General features: G+C 41.7%; 17 protein-coding genes and 1 pseudogene. 7 read left to right on the top strand and 11 right to left on the bottom strand.

Annotated features, from left to right (window positions below; genetic code table 11):
- Together C6Y39_RS19035 and C6Y39_RS09110 are read right to left on the bottom strand one after the other, a co-directional pair.
- Nucleotides 1-1,323 (bottom strand): O-antigen ligase family protein, encoded by a 1,323-nt coding sequence (locus C6Y39_RS19035; protein ID WP_105930966.1) that lies wholly within the window; start codon nt 1,321-1,323, stop codon nt 1-3.
- Nucleotides 1,324-1,325: 2 nt separating this feature from the next.
- Nucleotides 1,326-2,465: a glycosyltransferase gene (locus tag C6Y39_RS09110; protein WP_105930965.1), complete on the bottom strand. Its 1,140-nt coding sequence runs from the start codon at nt 2,463-2,465 to the stop codon at nt 1,326-1,328.
- Nucleotides 2,466-2,799: 334 nt separating this feature from the next.
- Between C6Y39_RS09110 and C6Y39_RS09105 the strand changes: the two genes are divergently transcribed.
- From C6Y39_RS09105 to C6Y39_RS09085, 5 genes are all read left to right on the top strand, one after another.
- Complete coding sequence (locus C6Y39_RS09105; protein WP_338065011.1) at nt 2,800-3,480, top strand: transglutaminase-like cysteine peptidase; 681 nt, start codon at nt 2,800-2,802, stop codon at nt 3,478-3,480.
- On the top strand, nt 3,480-5,417 hold the full coding sequence (locus C6Y39_RS09100; RefSeq protein WP_105930964.1) for a bifunctional diguanylate cyclase/phosphodiesterase: 1,938 nt from the start codon (nt 3,480-3,482) through the stop codon (nt 5,415-5,417). Before C6Y39_RS09105 ends, C6Y39_RS09100 begins: the two co-directional genes overlap by 1 nt.
- A gap of 119 nt (nt 5,418-5,536) precedes the next feature.
- Nucleotides 5,537-6,106, top strand: a complete 570-nt coding sequence (locus C6Y39_RS09095; RefSeq protein ID WP_105930963.1) for a hypothetical protein — start codon at nt 5,537-5,539, stop codon at nt 6,104-6,106.
- 47 nt (nt 6,107-6,153) lie between these two features.
- Nucleotides 6,154-7,581, top strand: coding sequence for an O-antigen ligase family protein (locus tag C6Y39_RS09090; protein ID WP_105931444.1), 1,428 nt, complete (start codon nt 6,154-6,156; stop codon nt 7,579-7,581).
- Between the two features lie 18 nt (nt 7,582-7,599).
- Complete coding sequence (locus C6Y39_RS09085; RefSeq protein ID WP_105930962.1) at nt 7,600-8,010, top strand: 3-phosphoshikimate 1-carboxyvinyltransferase; 411 nt, start codon at nt 7,600-7,602, stop codon at nt 8,008-8,010.
- Here the strand turns inward: C6Y39_RS09085 and C6Y39_RS09080 are convergent, their stop codons facing one another.
- Genes C6Y39_RS09080 through C6Y39_RS09060 form a run of 5 tightly spaced genes read right to left on the bottom strand, consistent with a single transcriptional unit; the run spans nt 8,011 to nt 13,500 of the window.
- Nucleotides 8,011-8,766, bottom strand: a complete 756-nt coding sequence (locus tag C6Y39_RS09080; protein WP_105930961.1) for a VpsP family polysaccharide biosynthesis protein — start codon at nt 8,764-8,766, stop codon at nt 8,011-8,013.
- A complete protein-coding gene (locus C6Y39_RS09075; RefSeq protein ID WP_105930960.1) occupies nt 8,759-9,499 on the bottom strand; it encodes a tyrosine-protein phosphatase in 741 nt (246 codons plus the stop codon). Before C6Y39_RS09075 ends, C6Y39_RS09080 begins: the two co-directional genes overlap by 8 nt.
- Before the next feature lie 9 nt (nt 9,500-9,508).
- Nucleotides 9,509-11,725, bottom strand: coding sequence for a GumC family protein (locus C6Y39_RS09070; protein WP_105930959.1), 2,217 nt, complete (start codon nt 11,723-11,725; stop codon nt 9,509-9,511).
- 24 nt (nt 11,726-11,749) lie between these two features.
- A complete protein-coding gene (locus tag C6Y39_RS09065; protein WP_167390650.1) occupies nt 11,750-12,235 on the bottom strand; it encodes a polysaccharide biosynthesis/export family protein in 486 nt (161 codons plus the stop codon).
- A gap of 59 nt (nt 12,236-12,294) precedes the next feature.
- Nucleotides 12,295-13,500 carry an outer membrane beta-barrel protein gene (locus C6Y39_RS09060; RefSeq protein WP_105930958.1) on the bottom strand — a complete coding sequence of 402 codons (1,206 nt, stop codon included), beginning with the start codon at nt 13,498-13,500 and terminating at the stop codon, nt 12,295-12,297.
- A 676-nt stretch (nt 13,501-14,176) separates the two neighbouring features.
- On the opposite strand from C6Y39_RS09060, the gene C6Y39_RS09055 reads away from it, so the two are divergent.
- Nucleotides 14,177-15,631, top strand: a complete 1,455-nt coding sequence (locus C6Y39_RS09055; RefSeq protein ID WP_105930957.1) for an undecaprenyl-phosphate glucose phosphotransferase — start codon at nt 14,177-14,179, stop codon at nt 15,629-15,631.
- A gap of 73 nt (nt 15,632-15,704) precedes the next feature.
- A pseudogene (locus C6Y39_RS09050) lies at nt 15,705-15,938 on the top strand (cupin domain-containing protein); the annotation flags it as partial.
- 298 nt (nt 15,939-16,236) lie between these two features.
- Here C6Y39_RS09050 and rplT read toward each other — a convergent pair.
- The 4 genes from rplT to thrS all read right to left on the bottom strand — a co-directional run bounded on the left by rplT (nt 16,237) and on the right by thrS (nt 19,496).
- Nucleotides 16,237-16,593 (bottom strand): 50S ribosomal protein L20, encoded by a 357-nt coding sequence (gene rplT / locus C6Y39_RS09045; protein ID WP_012518092.1) that lies wholly within the window; start codon nt 16,591-16,593, stop codon nt 16,237-16,239.
- A gap of 18 nt (nt 16,594-16,611) precedes the next feature.
- Complete coding sequence (rpmI, locus tag C6Y39_RS09040) at nt 16,612-16,809, bottom strand: 50S ribosomal protein L35 (protein ID WP_012518091.1); 198 nt, start codon at nt 16,807-16,809, stop codon at nt 16,612-16,614.
- A gap of 117 nt (nt 16,810-16,926) precedes the next feature.
- Nucleotides 16,927-17,466 (bottom strand): translation initiation factor IF-3, encoded by a 540-nt coding sequence (gene infC, locus C6Y39_RS09035; RefSeq protein ID WP_105930956.1) that lies wholly within the window; start codon nt 17,464-17,466, stop codon nt 16,927-16,929.
- Between the two features lie 113 nt (nt 17,467-17,579).
- Complete coding sequence (thrS, locus tag C6Y39_RS09030; RefSeq protein WP_105930955.1) at nt 17,580-19,496, bottom strand: threonine--tRNA ligase; 1,917 nt, start codon at nt 19,494-19,496, stop codon at nt 17,580-17,582.

Below are 19,496 nucleotides of genomic sequence, written 5' to 3'. Positions count from 1 at the left end.
CTAATCCGTTGTAGTTAATAGTGCTAATTGATTTCTAAAACTGTATCGCGCTTTTGCAGGGGCCGTATTACCTAAAGAAACGCCTATCAAAATTGCGAAAAATATTAGCCCTTCTATATTCCATAATGGCATTGTTGCTAAATTCATTGTTAGGAAGCCAATCAAAGATAGTGGTAGTATTTTTGATAAGCGTTTGTCCGTTACACCAGCGGTAATAATTAAAGAATACGAGCAGAGAAAAAGAAACGAGAACAGCCCGATGTACCCGTATTCGTAAAAATAAGAAACATAAGTATTATGAGCGTAATGCTTGAAAACACCGTTCCATGCCTCTGGCCCATAACCAATCAATTGTTGAAGCAAGTCTGAATTTGTTAGCGCATCTATATATTGGCTCCACAAATATACTCTTGAAGACATAATGTCTTTTTCAGCTTCAGTGAAGTACGCAGGCGCTTTAAATATTAGGTCTAAATTCGACGCTAACATTCCAACGTCGGCAAATCTTTCTCTCATGGTAAAAGACAGCGCCATGAAGACAAAAATTAGAAACATAGAAACCACAGTCAAAACAGGGGCTTTTTGGGAAGGCTTCAAACGTTGTTCTACCAACGAATAGTAGAAGATTGCAGCGATGGGTAAAATGGTTAAAACAGCAGTCCTATAATTAACGAGTATAAGAAGAAAGACCGCTATTGTAAAAAGTGTAGTTCGAAACCTAACAGCATGTCTTTCTGTTAACCCAAGCACAAAGATGAAGCTTACTATTATCATAGAGAAAGCTGCTTCGTGGTTGTACCCGCCAATATAGCTTGCCGAGCCATCATTCTCTGTCGCTTTCACTTCGCCAAGCACTATAGACAGCACCTGCATTGCTACCGGCATAAAAAAGCACACTAATAATTTTTTAAAAGTAATGCTGTGACCCTGCGACCTTACAGATAAAAATATCGCCCCAGTTAACACCAAGAAATAACACCATTTAACTAAGACATTTATGGTGCCTGGAATCAACATGTTAACAAAGCCACTTATTGCAATGGCAAGAAACAGAAAGTAGAACGGGACTAGTTTACGTAAGGTAAAAACAGAAAACGGCAAAAAGAAAAGCCCAAGCCCTGCAACCGATATACTTGACAGCGCATTTATCGAAAAACCCGCAACCAAAGAAGGGTACGTAATAGTATGAAATGCTGACAAAAAGAATCGAAGCCATATAGCGCATATCGCAAACGCTAAGTACTTATTGCAGTTCCCCGTTATGGTGCGATACACCATAATGAAGCTTATTAGGCCAACGACGACCTTTAACCCTTCAAACATGTTTATTTGCAAACCTTTTCAATAATGGCTATTACTTTTTCTTGAAAGGCATTGTAAGAAAATTGCTTTGCACAGATTTTGCTTTTTGCGGCGTAGGATACCCTAACAGTTTCATTACTGAATAAGCTTAACGCTCTTGCAACGCCTTCAGCGTTATTTAACTCACACAGAATACCGTTTTTTTCCTCGCTAGCGCCAGTTACTCTGTAAGGGTATTGCTCAGCAATAATTTCCGCAGGGCCCGACTCACAGTTTGTTGCAATTACCGCTTTTTCTAAACACATAGCTTCAACAATGGCATTAGGGAACCCTTCAGCATTCGACGTACTTACAAAGTATTCGGCATTACTTAAATAAGGGTATGGGTTTGCTTTAAAGCCAAGAAACTGCGTTTTACTTTCAATTCCTAGTTCTTTGGCTTGCGCTTTAAGGTTTGCTTCTTCATCGCCCACGCCCAGAATTATCAAGTTTTCGGCTATGCTAGCTTTGGCATAGGCCTTAAGCAGTAAAGAAAAGTTTTTATTTTTAACTAAGCGCCCTACCCCAATTATATAGGGCTTAGGGGGTAAGTCTGAAACACTCTCTGATGCATGAACTTGAAGCTGCTCAATATCGTAAGGGTTATACAGTACTGAGATTTTATCGCTAGATACTGCATAGTTCTCAATAAGGTCGGCCTTAACTCCTTCTGATACGGCAACAACGCTGTCTGCCTTGTTGTAGAGCAGCCGAACAAGTAAGCGACTTACGCCATCTTTCATACCGCCTGATAGGTGGCTTGTTGTATTAACTCGCTCGCTAATTATAGCTTTAAACTTTAAGCGCTTGGCTAACGTAACGTTCAAGAAGTTACTTCGCGTTAAGAAACTAAAGCAATATTCTGGTTTTAGTTTCGCTAAAACAGGCTTTAGCTGCTGGTAGCCCGAAACTAAACTTCCCTGGGAATTAAGCACTATTTTGTTTACGTAGTCGGGGCACACTTGAGATTCTGGCAAGTCATCTAGCAGAATAAGATGTACGGGAATGTTTTTCGCAACGAAATAAGATTGCATTATGGTTAATAGCTTAACCATTACTCGTTCAGCGCCACCACCTTCTAGTGAATTAATGATAAACACCGCTGGACGCGCTGAGTACTTCATGAAAGTTCCTTTTCGTTGTAAATTTACTACATAACTAAGCGATGATACCAGATCGCGTGTAACTTAATAACCCGAACAACCTGCATATCTGCTCAAAACCTTTTATTAAACATGATTTATGCCAAATAGATCAATTTCAGATTAAAATTCTTCCAGTAATTTAAAAACCTTTTAAGTTATCATCAATTTTGCCATCATTAACTCATCATTAGGTAAGCGATACTACCGCGTAGTAGTGAAACATTTTTTACACTTGCCTTAATCTTTTGCATAAAGTACCAACAATTTGCACCAAAAAGAACGTTTATGGTCATCTTTAAAAGCCTTTAAAGTAATGCGCAGTGCATCTAGCACTTTACGCGCACTTCTTGTCGTGAGCTGTACTTTATTGGCTATTACCTCGCCCATTGCTCAACAAAAAACAGTGTTTACTGAACAAGTTTATGCGCGCATCAATTCAATTTACGGCACTGAAGCTAGTGAGAACGTAGCCAAATGGCGACAATTAGTAACTGAGTTACAGAGCGAAGACATAGACGAAAAACTTTACGAAATAAACCGCTTTTTCAATCGTTTTGATTTTGTAGACGACCTTGTTCACTGGCAGCAAAAAGATTACTGGGCAACGCCAATAGAGTTCATTTCCACGGGCGCGGGTGATTGTGAAGACTACACCATAGCGAAATACTTCTCTTTAATTGAACTTGGCATTTCTGAAGATCAATTGCGATTGATGTATGTTACTGCATTGGAATTGCGTCAACCCCACATGGTTTTGGCGTATTATGAAACCCCTACTTCTGTTCCGCTTGTTTTAGATAATATAAACAGGCGTATTTTGCCTGCTAACAAAAGAAGAGATTTGTCGCCCATTTATAGTTTTAACGGTAACGGACTGTGGGCCGCGAAAGCAATGGGCACTGGCCGGAAATTAAGAGGCAGCGGCCCAATGAAAATGTGGGACGATATGGTAGAGCGGCTAGACCGCGTAATGTACGGAGATAAAGAAGAATAATGAGACTATCTACCCAATTAAGTACAAGCTTACTCGTTTTTTTAATATTGGTTTTCGCTGGTTCCTTCGTGATTAATGTAAAGTTAACCAGAGAATACGTAAACGAGCAGCTTGCCACCCACGCGCAAGATACCGCGACTTCGTTGGGGCTATCTATCACTCCTTACCTAAGTGAAGACAATGGGATTGCTATAGCCGAGACCATGGTAAACGCTATTTTCGATAGAGGTTTCTACCAATACATAACTATTACCGATATGGAAGGTAACTTACTGATTGAAAAGCGCAACCCAACTACCGTTGATAACGTACCTTCTTGGTTTACTGATATTGTAGAAATAACGCCACCTGTTGAAAAAACCGAATTAAACGATGGTTGGACAATGGCTGGAGAACTCGCCGTACAAAGCCACCCAAGGCTAGCCAATGAAACTTTATGGGAAAGTGTTAAGCAAAGTGCATTTATGTTTTTTGCAGCCTTCGTTTTTGCCTATATTGCGTTACTTTTTATTATCACTGCCATTACAAAACCCCTTCGTATTGTCGTAAACAAAATTGAAGATATCCAAAACCAAAAGTTTTCTCACATAAACTACAAGCCTTTTACCAAAGAACTTTCTTTTATAACCCAGGCGGTAAACCGGCTTTCTTCATCTGTTGAGGCCATGTTTAAAGAACTCACCCAAAAAGCAGAGCAGTATAGAATTCAAGCTTATGAAGATAGCCTTACCGGAACGCAAAACAGGAGTGCTTTTTCACGGCATATGACGGCGCTATTAAGCAAAACAGCCACCTCAGATGAGGGCTATGTAATATTAATACGCCTTGCTCAACTTAACGCTATTAATATGACGTTAGGCGCCCAAGAAGGCGATAATTATGTCATTTCGGTAGCCAATGAACTAAAAAGTTTCACCTCCAGCATTCAAGAAACGGCGTTTTTATTTAGAGTGTCGGGAGCCGATTTTGTTTTGGTAACAGAAGCCATGACCAAGCAAGATTGCGAGGCGCGTTTGCAAGAACTGAGTTCTAGCCTTTCTCATTGCAACCCGATTAAAGATGGCAGTAAAGCGGTATGGATAGGTGCTGCGCAATTTAATGACGAGCAGTCTTTTTCTGAGATTATGGAAAACGCTGACAGCGCACTTATGGCCGCGACCAAACAAGCTAACGGCTGGCAGTTCGCATCGGAACTTTCTCATATTCACAGTAATACAGCCTGGAAAGAACGCTTAAACCAAATATTAGAGCAACAATACGCCGACATCGTTATCCAGCCCGTTATGAATATTGAAAAAAACGCGGCGAGTTATTATGAAGCATTTGCGCGCTTTAAAGAAAAAAGCAGTGGTAATGCCATACCTATGTCGCAGCTTATTCCCGCCTCGGAGCGCTTAAACTTAATTCCTGAAGTGGATAAGCTGGTAGTAACCTTGGTGCTTAATAAATTGGCACAAAATAAACGGAATGTGGCGATTAATATTGCGAATGCATCTTTAGCTAATACTGCTTTTAGACAATGGTTATTAACTCTGTTGAACCAAAATACAGCGCTTTGCACCCAATTGGTGTTCGAGTTAGAAGACTCTGCGTTAATCCACCACAAGGACGATGCAATATCGTTTTGCAAATCGTTAGTAAATTTGGGCTGTAAGATAACGATTGAGCATTTTGGAGACAATCTTGCATCGTTAGCTGGGTTGAGGGCTATACAGCCTCATTTTGTAAAAATTTCCGGCAAACTAACAAAAGATATTCACGCAGACAAAGACAGTCAGCTTTTTGTGACGAGTTTATTGAGTATCGCTCGTGGATTAAATATTAACGTTATTGCCGAACTTGTTGAAAATGAAGCAGAGTCAGTTGCGTTGAGTCGGTTAGATGTTGCATACCAACAAGGCTTTTATTTTGCAAAACCAGCCTTGTGGCAGTATTAATAGGCGGAAGCGGAAAGTAGTACAACAAAAACGAGACCTCGCCCGTTCACTTGTTGTACAATATCAGAGTATGGTGTTAGCAAGAAGCTAGCCCGAGGTTTTTAATCTAAGGATAAGTTATGCGTAGCAACGTTTTTTTATCTGTTCTTTTGAGCACATTAATCGCTGTCTCAACCTTTTCTTTTGCACAAGACGGCAGTGTGCCTGGTTTGCAAGTAAGAAACCTTTTGGTTACCGAAATTGAAGAAGGCGCGGCGGTTGAGCAAGCTGCGGAAGAAGTTAGCCAAACAGTGCTGAATGAAAGTATGTTTTTCGATGCTGCAGGTTTATCGTACTTAAGTGAAAATCAAGCAGCTTATAGATCTCTAGTAGCGCTTTTGAATGACAACGCAACAGGCTTTGAATTAGCGATAGCCGGTTTTGGCGAATTACCTGATCAACCATCACAGGTAGTGACAATTGCTGTCTTAATGTTTCCAGAAGATGCTAACGAAATTTACAACATCGCCCTTCAGATGCAGGTTATTAGTGAAGAAGATGCTTTATTGGCAGTAATAAATGCAGGCGTAGACCCTAGCACGTTAACTGCGACGGCGGCCGGCGCGGCTGGCAATACCTTTTCTCCGCTGGGTGTAGGCACTGGTGCTGCTGGTGCAGGTGGCGGCGATACAACTATTTCAGCGAACTAAAGCGGTCTTATTGGTTAAAGCTTTACATCAGTTAGTTGTAAGTGGCTATATTTAACTCTCAGAAAACCGAAAAGTTTCTTTTCGGTTTTCTTTTATTCACTCTGTTTTGGTTGCCTTTATCATTAGGTGCTAACCGTCCTTGGGCATGGGCATTAATGCAAATGTCGTTTTTCTTTATTGGCGGTGTTTTGTTATTAACCCACGACGGCCTTCTTGCTAAGCTTTACTCTAAATACAAGCCATTAGTTGTGCTTTGGCTGGCTTTTTTAGCTTGGCAGCTTATTAATTTAGTTCCCCTTCCCTTCGCATTAGTAGAAGCTATTCGCCCAGAGCGCGTGCAACTTTTGTTAAACGAAAATATAGAGGGAATGCGAAATATAACGTCACAATGGCTTTCATTAAGTTTCGATGCAGGGCAAAGTGACGTAATGTTTTTTAAATCCCTCGCCTATTGTTTCTTATTTTTTATTTCATTAGCGCTTATTAATTCCGCGAAACGTTTAAGGTATACCCTTATCGTTATTAGTGGTGCGGGCATATTCCAAGCTATTTATGGTTCGCTAGAAGTGTTATCTGGCTTAAAATACAGTTTAGTCTTTAAGCTGCCTGTATCTCATATTGCAACAGGAAGTTACGTTTATAAGAACCATTACGCTAACTTTTTATTACTTTGTTTAAGTGCCGCCATAGGCTATATGATTGCTAGTCTTCGGGCGCAAGCTAGTTCAAGCTACCGTGAGCGATTACGTAGAATTGTACATTTTTGGCTCAGTAATAAAGTGCTGTTTCGTATTGGTATAATAATCATGGTTATCGCGTTAGTTATGTCTCGCTCTAGGATGGGTAACAGCGCCTTTTTCATTGCTATGACTATTACCGCCACACTAGGATTAATTTACTTTAAGCCGCGCCAAAAAAGCTATGTAGTACTGTTTATCAGTATGCTGGTTATCGATATTCTTATTGTGAGCAGCCTTTTCGGGCTTGAGCAGGTACAGCAACGCATAGAGCAAACCAACTTGACTCAAGAAAGCAGAGATGAAGTCATTACTGATGCCCTGCCCCTTCTTTCTGAATATGGAATTATAGGTACAGGTGGTGGTACCTTTTATACGGTATATCCTCAGTTTCAAAGTGAATCTATTCAACACTTTTACGATCACGCCCATAACGAATACTTGCAGTTTGCCATTGAATTTGGCGTAATCGGCGCTGCACTCTTGGCTGCACTTCTATTGATGTGTGCTAAAAATGCAATGAGCGCTATTCGACATCGACGACATCCGTTACCACGAGGCGTCGCCTTTGCTACAGTTATGGCAGTTATCGGCATGGCCTTACATAGTACAGTGGATTTCCCTCTACAAGCGCCAGCGAATACCGCTATATTTATAGTGCTATTAGCCCTTGGTGCGTTAAGCCGCGATATCCCTATGGGAAGGCATAACATGGAAAATAACCAAGTACAGTCTTAACAATATAAGAGGCCTTGTGTGGTATTTAAGATAAAGCGACCGATAAAAGAAGAACCAAACGTGCAGCACATGCTTGAACGAATGCCAAAAAATGTTGCCGACTCTTTTACCGACGACCAGCTATTTTATTTAAATACGGCCCTTGCAGGCCGACGCTGGGGAAGCCACAAAATTGATTTAAGAGGCACTATAGGTTTATTAAGAAGTAGGTATTACTTTGTATTACTGGCGGGTCGAGATAAGCGCGATCTATCACGTACCGAAAGCCGAATAGGTAAGTTAGTGATGGCGGCGGTTGTTGCTTTGTTCCTGTGCGTTTCATTAGCATTAGGCTTGGTACTGCTGTATATATTAAAAAGCTGGCTGGGTATAAACCTTTTTGAAGGATTTTCGTTAGGTTTGTGGGATTGGCTAAATGGAAAAAGCTAGCTAATCATAAGTTATGCAGTTAGAAATGCGTTTTCTAACCGGGTAACTGGCGTCACGTAACCATCTGCAAACCGTTTCACTCGCATTGTGCTTTTGTATTGCCTTTAAAACAAAGTCTCTGCTTAGCGGGTTTTGAAGGCCTAAATTTAAATGCTGTTTCAATTGCTCTTTAATTTTCACGTAGTGAATAGACCTTGCGCTAAACATTTCTAAACCAAACTCCACTATGAACTTATGCACTATTGCATCTTGTGGGCCTGCTAGCTTCGCATTTTCTAGGTAATGGTAAAACTCGCTATCTAATTCACCCTGCTGTAGCTTTACTGAAGCCAAGCCAATCCAGCTGCCGCTCCAGGTAGGCCTCAATAATAAGCTTTTTTCATAGCTTAGTGCCGCGTTGTTTAAGTTAGCATTGTTGCGCTGCCTGTCTAATTCAACACTATCTAGTTCTTTATTTTTCTTTTCAACAACGGCTTTCCACTCGAACAACTGCCCCTGTATTTGATAGTACAGGGCGTTATTTGGGAAATAATCGATAGCATTCGCAATTTTAGCTAATCCGCTATTTATTTTTTGCACTGACGCTTTGTTCGGTGATAGTTGCCATACCTCTATATCGTTTTTCACGCTGTAGTACGCATTACCCGCTATAAAAAGCTGCATACTCCATATAAAACCGAAACCGGCAAGTAGCACCATTATCCACTTAAGTATCAGGCGGTTATTTGTGAAGGCCTTGAGTAAACCGCTAGTCATTAGTCACTTCGTTTTGTTGGCCAACCGACACTATCGCACCAGGTCGTGTTACAAAAGTCTCTTGAGCAAAGTCATCACTAAATGTCGACACGACCTCGTAGGCAGCCTGCATATCGTTAGGCCGGCGTACAAGGTCGTGAGTGTCAGACGCAACTACATGAAATGCTTTGTTTCGCATCATAGATAATGCGAAATCTTCTACCTTGTCACCAAAGCGACCTGTTAACGCCCCTGCAGTAACCTGAAACATACAGCCTTGACGCTGCAGCCAGCTAAATTTGTGCTGCTCGGCCAATAGCTCGCGATTGCGCTCTGGGTGGGCTATAAGTGGCTGAACGTTATTTTTTAAAAGCCATTTTATAAGCACTTCCAAGCCTTGTGGTATATGGCTATGTGGCATCTCAAGTAACAAAATACGCTTGCCGTTATATTCGCCTAGAAATGGCAACTCCTGTTGTTTATACCAAATAGGAATTAGTTCGTTAACGCGCACTTCTGCTGCGTACGAAAGGGAGAGAGGGATAGAAGCATCAGCAATGGCTTTTTGAAATTCGTTAAAAGCGTGCCTAATCGTATTCAACGTATTGTCGAAGTACCCTTTGTGGATATGAGGGGTACAAACCATATGGCGAACGCCGCCATCTACAGCTTGCTGAGCCATTTGCAAGGCAATGTCTAAAGACCTGGCACCATCGTCGATGCCAGGCAGTATGTGGCTATGTAAGTCTATCAATAAATGCTGTTAGCTGTTTTTATGACTGGTATACCCATATTGATCATAAAACCCAGCGTACCTTTGTGCTGCCCCTGATTTGCGTAAGTCTACTTGATTTAGTACTACACCATCAAGACGATGACCTACTTGTAAGAAGCGAGACAACCCATTGTTGATTAGCTTTTCGCTGGTACTGTCAGCTCGCACAACGTAAATAACCGAGTCGCAAGAGTTAGCAATAACCATAGAATCGCTAACCGCTTGAGTTGGTGCGGTATCAATCACTACATACTTATATTGCGTTTTTAGTTGCTCAATAAGTTCGTTGAAACCTTTATCAGACAATAGCTCCTGCGGGTTAGAAGGAATAGTACCCGCAGATAGAATATCGATTTTGGATTCTTCATCTCTTACCAAACACTCATCAAAGGTATGAGACTTCAAAATAAGGTTGGCAACGCCCGGCTGATAGTTCGGAATGTTGAATTGCTTCCCTACACTAGGGCGACGTAAGTCTGCATCGATAAGGATAGTTTTATCCAACTGGCCTAACGCAAACGCCAAGTTAATAGAAACCGTTGTTTTACCCTCTTTAGGTACACTTGAGGTTACCATTATTGCTTGTTGTTCTTTATCTAAATTAAGTAACGACAAACTGGTTCGTAGTGTACGCACAGACTCGGCAAACTGATGCTTTTTACCGTCGAAAAATGAACGAACAGGCAAGTCGGTCTTTTTCTTATGTGGTAGCCATGGAATAAGACCCAACATACGTTGACCAAGCTTGCGCTCCACGTCTTCAACTGAGCGAATTCCGCTGTTAAGTGTTTCCATAGCAATCGCGAGAAACACGCCAAAACCAATACTGAATACAAATGCAGCTCCAATTAACAACTTTTTATTAGGTTTCGAAGGTACATATTTTGGCAAGGCAGAATCTAATACACGTGCATTAGCAGATTCAAAACCACCTAACTCGTCAGTTTCTTTTAAACGAGTGAAAAATGAATTATAAAGCTGTTGGTTTATATCCACTTCACGCTGAAGGCCTTTACGCTGATTATCAAGTTCTGATAAACCACGGAATTCTGCTTTTGCACGAGAAACTTCTTTTTCGAGCTGCGTTACTCTGTCTTCAGACACTTCATATTGAGTTGTAATACTTGTGATCAAGTCTCGTATTTGGCCGTTTAATGTTTCTCTGATAGAAGATAGCTCTGCATTTGCCGCAATCATCCGAGGATGTTTCGGGCCGTATACGTTACTTAGTTCACTAACACGGGTCATAGCTTTAGCTTCGTCACGACGAACGTCTCTTATCGTAGGGTGATTAAGCACTTCGGGTAAACGAGCAATGTCATCTAATGAAACATCGTTTCGAGTTTGTTTGTAAATTACTGCATTTAGCTTGAGTGACGTTTGTGCGTCTAGCAATTGCTTACTTAATTGCTCAAGTTCTTCTGAAGCTAAACCAACAACACCATCTATGTTTACAACTTGGTTTTCTTCGTAGAATTTAGCTAAGTTACGCTCTGCTACATCTAATTTTTGCTTAAGCCCCTCAAGACTTTCAGTAAGAAAAGAGGTGGCTTTTGCCGTCATATCCAGTTTTGCTTGCAGATAATTTTCAATATAAACATCGGCTACCGCGTTAGCTAACTCGGCTGAAAGCGTCGGCGATTCGGTAGTGACAGTAATTCTCATCAACTGCGTATTGTCCACCATCTCAACTGTAAGCGCGCTCATTAACATAGAAGTTGCTTTGCGCTTTTTCGCGGCAAGAATTTGTTCTTCCGTGAGCTCTTTAGGCTCTTCTTGGGGAAGAAACGGCAAGGCTTCAATAAGATTTGCTTTTAAGTCGTCAACGAAAGAAGGCTCTTCATCTTTCGGCATAAATTCTTCGTTGTTGTAAAGTGACAAACTCTCAACAGTTCGTTCGGCAATTTGTCTAGATTGCAAAATCTCAAATTGAGTTTGCATATAGTCTTTACGCTTTGTATCTAAGCCATAGACCTCCTCAATTGAAACAACATTTGCCTTATCTGCCTCTACTAAGATTGTTGTTGTTGAGGTGAACATGGGCGTCATTCGCATAACTAGCAACGCCACTAATATGGTAAAAGCGAGTGCGAGTGAAACAATTCGAAACGCGTAACGCTTAATAATTCCTAAATAGTGAGCTATGTCGATGGTTTCATTTTCAAACACACCTGCATTAAGCTCTTCCCTGCTATTTACTGCCATTTTTATTCCTGCACGCTACGTAATTTAGAAGAAACGTTGATTAATGGTGATAATGTCACCAGGTTGAATCATGTCGCTAACTGTCACAGTAAACTCATTCGTTTGACCGTTTTTTTCACGAATAATGGTAATTTTATCCCGTGCAGCACGCTCCGTATAACCGCCAGCTAGGGCAGCGGCTTTGTTTACCGAAAGCCCAGGTTGATAGGCATAGCCACCTGGGCGTTTAACTTCGCCGTCTATAAAGAACGGACGATATTCTACAATAGCCACAGATACTGACGGATTTACAAGGTAATCCCCTAGTAGCCCATCGTAGATGAGCTGCTCAACTTCTGCAGCAGTCATACCCACAAGTTTGATTTCACCTAAGAACGGATAGTTAATAGTACCAACGTCAGGTAAGCGTACTTCCATTGACAGGTCATCTTGCCCAAAAACGCTTATTTGAATTCTATCGCCAGAGCCCAGTTGATATTGGCTCATACTTAAATTGCCCTCTTGGGCCATAATTTGTAACGAACCAAAAAGTAAGAAAATTAATGAAAATAAGCTAACTGCTTTTTGCTTCACAGCGTTACCTCTACTGTTAGACCAACTTCACTTCTGTCGTACCCGATAGTATCTCTGTTACTATCTCTGTCTGTGTACTGATAAAATGTGCTGAATTTTAACCATCTACGCGCTTGGTAATTTAGCGCTGCCGAGTAGTTCATTAATTCGTCGTCCCTGTTAACGATATCTAACTCGTTGAATACATATTCGTCATTTTGCTGCGTAACACTAAAAGAGGTGCTGACCCTTTCTAACCAGTCATGGTTCCATCGCACACTATAATTTTGACCGCGAATAAAGTCACCTTCACCGTTAGTTTCAAATGTATCAGCGCTGGTAGAAATTCTTACAGTTGAATAGCTGACAGGTTGCCAGTCAATACCTACCTCCCAGTCTGTACCATAGAAAGTACCACGAGCTTCATTATCAAAATCTTTTTCTTTATAACCTACCTTCGCAAAGCCCGTAGTTGCTGCAGTACTTTCCCAAACAACACCTACTAAAACTCGTGTTTCATCGTTGTCTCGAGTCACTAGATCAAGTTGTTCGTCATATTTTACGAAAGTCTTAGTTACATCAACAACCATGCTTGTTGCAGCACCAATCTGGTAACCAAATTCAGCGCCAATCATATTTTTCGCGCGGTCACGAATGATGTAGGCATCTTCGGTTCTATCGTAGTCTAGAGTTTGGCGACGAGCCTTAAATGTTAACATGCCATCTGTAGTGGCTGCGCCGTAGCTGTATTCAGCAGACAGGTTACTACTTTTATAGGTATCAGGTGTCGTAATCTCGAGGCCTGAACCAATTGAGAACCCCGTTCCACGATCTTCGTGACCGTCTTCATATTGTGCAAGTGCGCTGATGCGATGACGGCTATTTAACTCAAAGTCACCCGACGCTTCTACAAAGTGATCAGTATAATCGTCGTTGCTGCTAGAAAAGTAAACGCCTCGTTCTAATCTATAACCTACTTGAACTGGGTTTCCGTCAACCTCTGTGGCAGCAATTAATTCTGGAGAAAGTGTTGTCCGCCAGCTGTAGATTTTGCTCTGATTATCTCGGGCATTTGCAACATTGTCGACATACGCCATCGACGATGAAAATGATGGAATTAAATCGAATTGCCCAGCTTGAATCCGACCGGCCTCCTGTGCATATAGGGTTGGAGTGGCGCAAATTACCGACAGCGCTATAATGCTTTTGGTCCTTTTAATCATGTTTTTCCCTTCCTTCGATGACCTTTCGTACAATGATGCAATGAATTTTGTATATATTCTTTCAAACGCGATAACTCGCTGTGTACACATTCTTCTTAAACGTGTCCATTTTTTACAATAAATTGGTGATTATTACCGAAACTGTTAAAAACTGCTTTTATCCAGCAATAGGTATGCCGCTTTTAAAAGGTGCGCCTAATATAAGTAGAATGACATAAAGTAAATCTTGATAACTCCTAGAGAACAAGCCCTACACACCACGTTAGATAGCCTTAAATACCATATAATACCGACGTATTGTTTCATCAATGTGTCTACTAATTAAACTATGGTGTGTACAATCGCATTTGAGACAATATTGAAAGCATTAGATTAACATTCTACTCGTTTTGCACCAAATTAGTACGAAATAAATTAGATTTTGTAATAAAATTACAATGTGAATAGAATACTGTTATCATGCAGCGAAATACCATTAATCTAGATACAGTCAAAAAGTCACCAAAACTTTTAATTCTAATCTGGAATAACTTTTTAAATAATTTTTTGGGCACCAATTTTGCTTACGCATTATAGTTAGAAATTGTCTTTACTGTTTTCTACACATAAGGCTTGGCTTTTTCATACAGCCAATTGCATTCGCTACAGACATCACTTTCATCTAGAGATTACCTAAATGGACAATAGAGTAGAATCTAACAAAGTACTTAAGGCTCATCCGGTAGAACCCAATACCAATGGCGGGTTAGTTGTACGTAACCAAAGTGGTTTCTCAACCATATATAGGCTAATTGACCTTTCATTGGTCACTATCCTTTATTATTCATGTGCTGCCTATTATGGTACACAGATTGATACCACAAGCCTCATCCTTCTGTTTGTTAACGTTATATGCTTCCAGATTTCTGCAGAAGGTGTGGAGCTTTACCGTTCATGGCGTGGCCACGGAACACAAGAAATGCTGCGCGCAGCCGCGATAACGTGGGCACTGAGTATTTTAGGCACAATGACCCTGGGCTATTTTTTCGTTCAAGAAATTCAGACTCCTCCACCAGCCATACTCCTTTGGTTTGCGTCTTCGTTCGTTATTCTTATTATGTGGCGATTTGTGATGCGTAAGTTTCTTTTTCGCATTCGTAAAAGTGGTTTGAACTCACGTCGCTCTATTATTATTGGCGCTACTCAACTTGGTGCGAATGTCGCACTTCAGATACAGCAAAATGAACATTTAGGTATTAAATTCAACGGTCTATTTGATGACCGTGAGCCAGAGCGTCTGCCACACGAAATGCAAGGGGCGGTTTTAGGTAATATTGAAGCGGCGATAGAAATGGCAAAGCGTAACGAAGTTGATTATATCTATATTGCGCTACCAATGAGTGCAGAAAACAGAATCCGCACGATTTTAGAGCAGTGTAGTGATACTACGGCAAACGTTTATGTTATTCCAAACTTCTTCATGTACAACTTACTAAATGCTCGCTGGCAAACGGTAGGCAACGTGCAAGCACTAAGTGTATACGATACACCATTCCAGGGCGCAAGTGACGTACTTAAGCGTTTAGAAGATGTTATTTTGAGCATAGTCATTTTAATGCTTATATCCGTTCCGATGTTAGCTATAGCCGCTGCTGTTAAGCTTACGTCCAAGGGGCCCGTAATTTTCAAACAAAAGCGTTATGGATTAGATGGTAAACAAATTACGGTTTATAAATTCCGGTCTATGACCACGCAAGATAATGGCGCCGTTGTGAAGCAAGCCACGAAAAACGATGCGCGTTTAACTAAGATTGGTGGTTTCTTAAGACGAACATCGTTAGATGAGCTACCTCAGTTTATCAATGTTCTGCAAGGCCGCATGTCAATTGTTGGGCCTCGGCCTCACGCTGTGGCGCACAACGAGGAATACCGTAAGATCATTACTGGCTACATGTTACGCCACAAGGTTAAGCCAGGAATTACAGGTTGGGCACAAGTAAATGGCCTGCGTGGTGAAACTGAGACGACTAATAAAATGGTACAGCGCGTAGAATACGACCTAGATTACATACACCGCTGGTCTATTTGGTTTGATATCAAAATTGTATTTATGACCGTTTTCAATGGCTTTATTAATAAGAACGCCTATTGATAACGTTCATTAAAGTTTTACAAAAGCGGCTGCAAGCCGCTTTTTTTATAATCGTAAATAAGATAATGCAGTACATCGTGCCGAACACTGGATTGTGGTATCTGGCAGTGCCAACGTTACTATTAACGATAATACTCAGCTAGTTACAGAAAACGAGTCTGTTTACATCCCAATTGGTGCTGTACACGCATTAGAAAACCCCGGAAAAATCCCTCTAGAGCTTATAGAGGTGCAATCAGGCGCTTATTTAGGCGAAGATGACATCGTTAGATTTTCGGACCGCTACGGCCGTATAGAGAAAAAATAAACGCATTATCTATGCGCTAAGTTTACGAATACAAGCAGAGCTCTGGCTCTGCTTTTTTGTGTTTAAGATCCCACATGAAGAAGCACCTTCCTGCACTTTCAAACTATGTCTTGGCGATTTAAATCAAGGCTAAAGCAGGTACGCTTTAATGTAGAGCTTTACTGAGTGGATATTAGAAGTACCTAGTGAAACAGCTAGACTAACTGTGATAAAACCGAAGTCTAAACCCCAAAAACGAAAAAAGGCGAGCATCCTGCTCGCCTTTTTCCGAAAGAACTTAAACTTAATTAGTTAATAATTAAGCTAATGCGCCTTTAGCCGCTTCGACTAGTGCGCTGAAAGCTGCTTTGTCATGTACTGCGATGTCGGCAAGGATCTTACGATCGATTTCAACAGACGCTTTCTTCAAACCGTTAATGAAACGGCTGTATGACATACCATTTTGACGAGCAGCAGCATTGATACGTGCAATCCATAGTTGACGGAATTGACGCTTGCGCTGACGACGGTCACGGTAAGCATATTGACCAGCTTTAGTTACAGCTTGTACCGCTACGCGATATACACGTGAACGTGCACCGTAATAACCTTTTGCCTGCTTGAGGACTTTTTTGTGACGAGCACGTGCGATAGTGCCGCGTTTAACTCTAGCCATTAATCAGTCTCCTAAGTCTTATACGTAAGGCAACATGCGCTGAACCAATTTGGTATCAGAGTCATGAACCAGTTTTTTGCCACGAAGGTGACGTTTACGCTTAGAGCTCTTCTTAGTCAGAATGTGACGTAAGTGAGACTGTTTGCTTTTAAAGCGGCCAGAACCCGTTTTCTTAAAACGCTTGGCGGCACCGCTTACAGTTTTCATTTTAGGCATTGCTAAAACTCCGCATTGTTAATATCGGTATTTATTGTGTTGCAGTCACGTCATACCGGTTAATGTTTAGCAGCAAGGTGTTTAAGGGTGCAGATTCCTTAAAACTTTAGACCGTTACTACTTCTTATTTGGGGCTAGCACCATAATCATCTGACGGCCTTCCACACGACGTGGGAAAGACTCGCATGTAGCGACTTCTTCTAAATCCGTTTTAACGCGGTTTAGTAAGTCGATACCGATGTCTTGGTGCGCCATTTCACGTCCGCGGAAACGGATCGTAACTTTGGCTTTATCACCACCTTCAAGAAAGCGACGCAGGTTGCGCAGTTTGACCTGGTAATCGCCTTCATCAGTGCCAGGGCGAAATTTAATCTCCTTGACCTGAATTTGCTTCTGTTTTTTCTTCTGCTCTTTTTGAGCTTTACTTTTTTCGAAGAGGAATTTGCCATAGTCCATAACTTTACAGACTGGCGGCTCGGCATTCGGACTGATTTCTACTAGATCTAGGCTCGCTTCTTCAGCGGCACGCGTAGCATCTGCTAGCGAAACCACACCAACCTGTTCACCGTCTTTGCCAATTAATCTTACTTCTCTGGCTTTAATCTCATCGTTAATGCGGGCTTTGTCGCCCTGAGCCTTATTGTTAGCGCCTTTAATGTGCTATTCCTCCAAACATTTAATTCTTCTGTCTGCTTTTGGGTGATTCTTATGAATCGGAAAGTAAAACCAAAAGCAGACACCGTGTTGTGCATTATACACAAAATGCTCAACTATTTAATTGTCTTTTCTACAACTTCTTGTTGAGCCATGGCAATAAAGTCTTCCAGGCGCATTTTGCCTAGGTCGTCACCGCGGCGAGAGCGTACTGCTACTTCACCCGCTTCCATTTCTTTATCGCCTACCACTAGCATATATGGAATACGCTTCAATGTGTGCTCGCGGATTTTAAAGCCGATCTTCTCATTTCGCAAGTCAGACTTTGCTCTAAACCCTAAATCATGCAGTTTTTTTACACAATCTGATGCATATTCAGCTTGTTTGTCGGTAATGTTCATTACCACAACTTGCTGAGGTGCCAACCACAGTGGGAAGAAGCCTGCGAATTCTTCGGTTAAGATACCGATAAAACGCTCTAGTGAACCCAAAATAGCACGGTGAATCATTACCGGCACTTTGCGCTCGCCATCTTCAGCAACGTAGGTAGAGCCTAAGCGACCCGGCATTGAAAAATCAAGCTGTACCGTACCGCACTGCCATGCACGGTCTAAGCAATCGTGCAGTGTAAATTCAATTTTAGGGCCGTAGAACGCACCTTCACCAGGTTGATAGTCGAACTCGATATTGTTGGCTTTAAGTGCATCCGCTAGCGCAGCTTCTGATTTATCCCATATCTCGTCAGCACCTACACGCTTTTCTGGGCGAGTTGATAATTTAACTTTGATATTTTCAAAACCAAACGCAGCGTATGTCTCATACACCATTTTAATACAGCCACTTACCTCATCTAGGATCTGTTCTTCTGTACAAAAAATATGAGCATCGTCTTGGGTAAAGCCACGAACACGCATAAGACCGTGAAGCGCACCCGATGGTTCATTTCGGTGACAGCAGCCAAATTCAGCCATACGAAGCGGTAAGTCGCGGTACGATTTCAAACCTTGGTTGAAGATTTGTACGTGACCCGGGCAGTTCATTGGCTTAACGGCATATTCCCGCTTTTCAGATTCAGTTGTGAACATGTTCTCAGCGTACTTGTCCCAGTGACCTGATTTTTCCCAAAGCGAACGGTCCATCATTAATGGGCCCTTTACTTCGTCGTAGCCGTATTCGCGTAGCTTCTTACGCACATAGCTTTCTAGTTCGGTGTAAATCGACCAACCATCGTTGTGCCAGAACACCATGCCAGGGGCTTCTTCTTGCCAATGGAAAAGGTTAAGTGCTTTACCAATTTTACGGTGGTCGCGCTTTTCCGCTTCTTCTAAGCGCTGCAGGTAAGATTTAAGCTGCTTTTTATCAGCCCATGCCGTACCGTAGATACGCTGTAGCATTTTATTGTCGCTGTCGCCACGCCAGTAAGCGCCTGCCACTTTCATTAGTTTGAAGTGGTGACAGAACTTCATGTTCGGCACGTGCGGGCCGCGACACATATCTGTATATTCTTCGTGGTGATAAAGTGCTGGGCGGTCGTCCTTACTGATGTTTTCATCAAGAATTTCCATTTTGTAGCTTTCACCGCGCGCTTCAAACGCATCGCGGGCTTCTTGCCAGCTTACTTTGTTTTTAACCACGTCGTAATTGGTTTTAGCCAATTCAAGCATACGCTTTTCTAATTTGGCTAAATCTTCCTGGGTCAGGCTTTCTTCCATATCAACGTCGTAATAGAAACCGTTGTCGATAACAGGGCCGATAGCCATTTTGGTGTTAGGCCAAAGTTGTTTGATAGCGTGGCCTAACAAGTGCGCACAGCTGTGACGAAGAATTTCTAAACCTTCATCATCTTTTGCAGTGATAATTTGAAGCTGCGCGTCTGCGTCAATCATATCGACGGCGTCGACTAGTTCGCCGTTTACTTTTCCTGCAATGGTTGCTTTGGCTAAACCAGGGCCAATATCGTTCGCAACATCTAGTACAGAAACAGCGTTATCGAAAGCGCGTTGGCTTCCATCAGGAAGGGTAATTACAGGCAT

Source organism: Alteromonas gracilis (assembly GCF_002993325.1).
Taxonomy (GTDB): domain Bacteria; phylum Pseudomonadota; class Gammaproteobacteria; order Enterobacterales; family Alteromonadaceae; genus Alteromonas; species Alteromonas gracilis.
The sequence above is the reverse complement of the archived record's forward strand: the minus strand, read 5'-3'. Positions and strand labels throughout refer to the sequence as shown.

Coding starts and splice junctions, on each gene's coding strand:
- C6Y39_RS19035 (WP_105930966.1), bottom strand. CDS start 1,323: ATGTTTGAAGGGTTAAAGGTCGTCGTTGGCCTAATAAGCTTCATTATG.
- C6Y39_RS09110 (WP_105930965.1), bottom strand. CDS start 2,465: ATGAAGTACTCAGCGCGTCCAGCGGTGTTTATCATTAATTCACTAGAA.
- C6Y39_RS09105 (WP_338065011.1), top strand. CDS start 2,800: ATGCGCAGTGCATCTAGCACTTTACGCGCACTTCTTGTCGTGAGCTGT.
- C6Y39_RS09100 (WP_105930964.1), top strand. CDS start 3,480: ATGAGACTATCTACCCAATTAAGTACAAGCTTACTCGTTTTTTTAATA.
- C6Y39_RS09095 (WP_105930963.1), top strand. CDS start 5,537: ATGCGTAGCAACGTTTTTTTATCTGTTCTTTTGAGCACATTAATCGCT.
- C6Y39_RS09080 (WP_105930961.1), bottom strand. CDS start 8,766: ATGACTAGCGGTTTACTCAAGGCCTTCACAAATAACCGCCTGATACTT.
- C6Y39_RS09070 (WP_105930959.1), bottom strand. CDS start 11,725: ATGGCAGTAAATAGCAGGGAAGAGCTTAATGCAGGTGTGTTTGAAAAT.
- C6Y39_RS09065 (WP_167390650.1), bottom strand. CDS start 12,235: ATGGCCCAAGAGGGCAATTTAAGTATGAGCCAATATCAACTGGGCTCT.
- C6Y39_RS09060 (WP_105930958.1), bottom strand. CDS start 13,500: ATGATTAAAAGGACCAAAAGCATTATAGCGCTGTCGGTAATTTGCGCC.
- C6Y39_RS09055 (WP_105930957.1), top strand. CDS start 14,177: ATGGACAATAGAGTAGAATCTAACAAAGTACTTAAGGCTCATCCGGTA.
- rplT (WP_012518092.1), bottom strand. CDS start 16,593: ATGGCTAGAGTTAAACGCGGCACTATCGCACGTGCTCGTCACAAAAAA.
- rpmI (WP_012518091.1), bottom strand. CDS start 16,809: ATGCCTAAAATGAAAACTGTAAGCGGTGCCGCCAAGCGTTTTAAGAAA.
- thrS (WP_105930955.1), bottom strand. CDS start 19,496: ATGCCTGTAATTACCCTTCCTGATGGAAGCCAACGCGCTTTCGATAAC.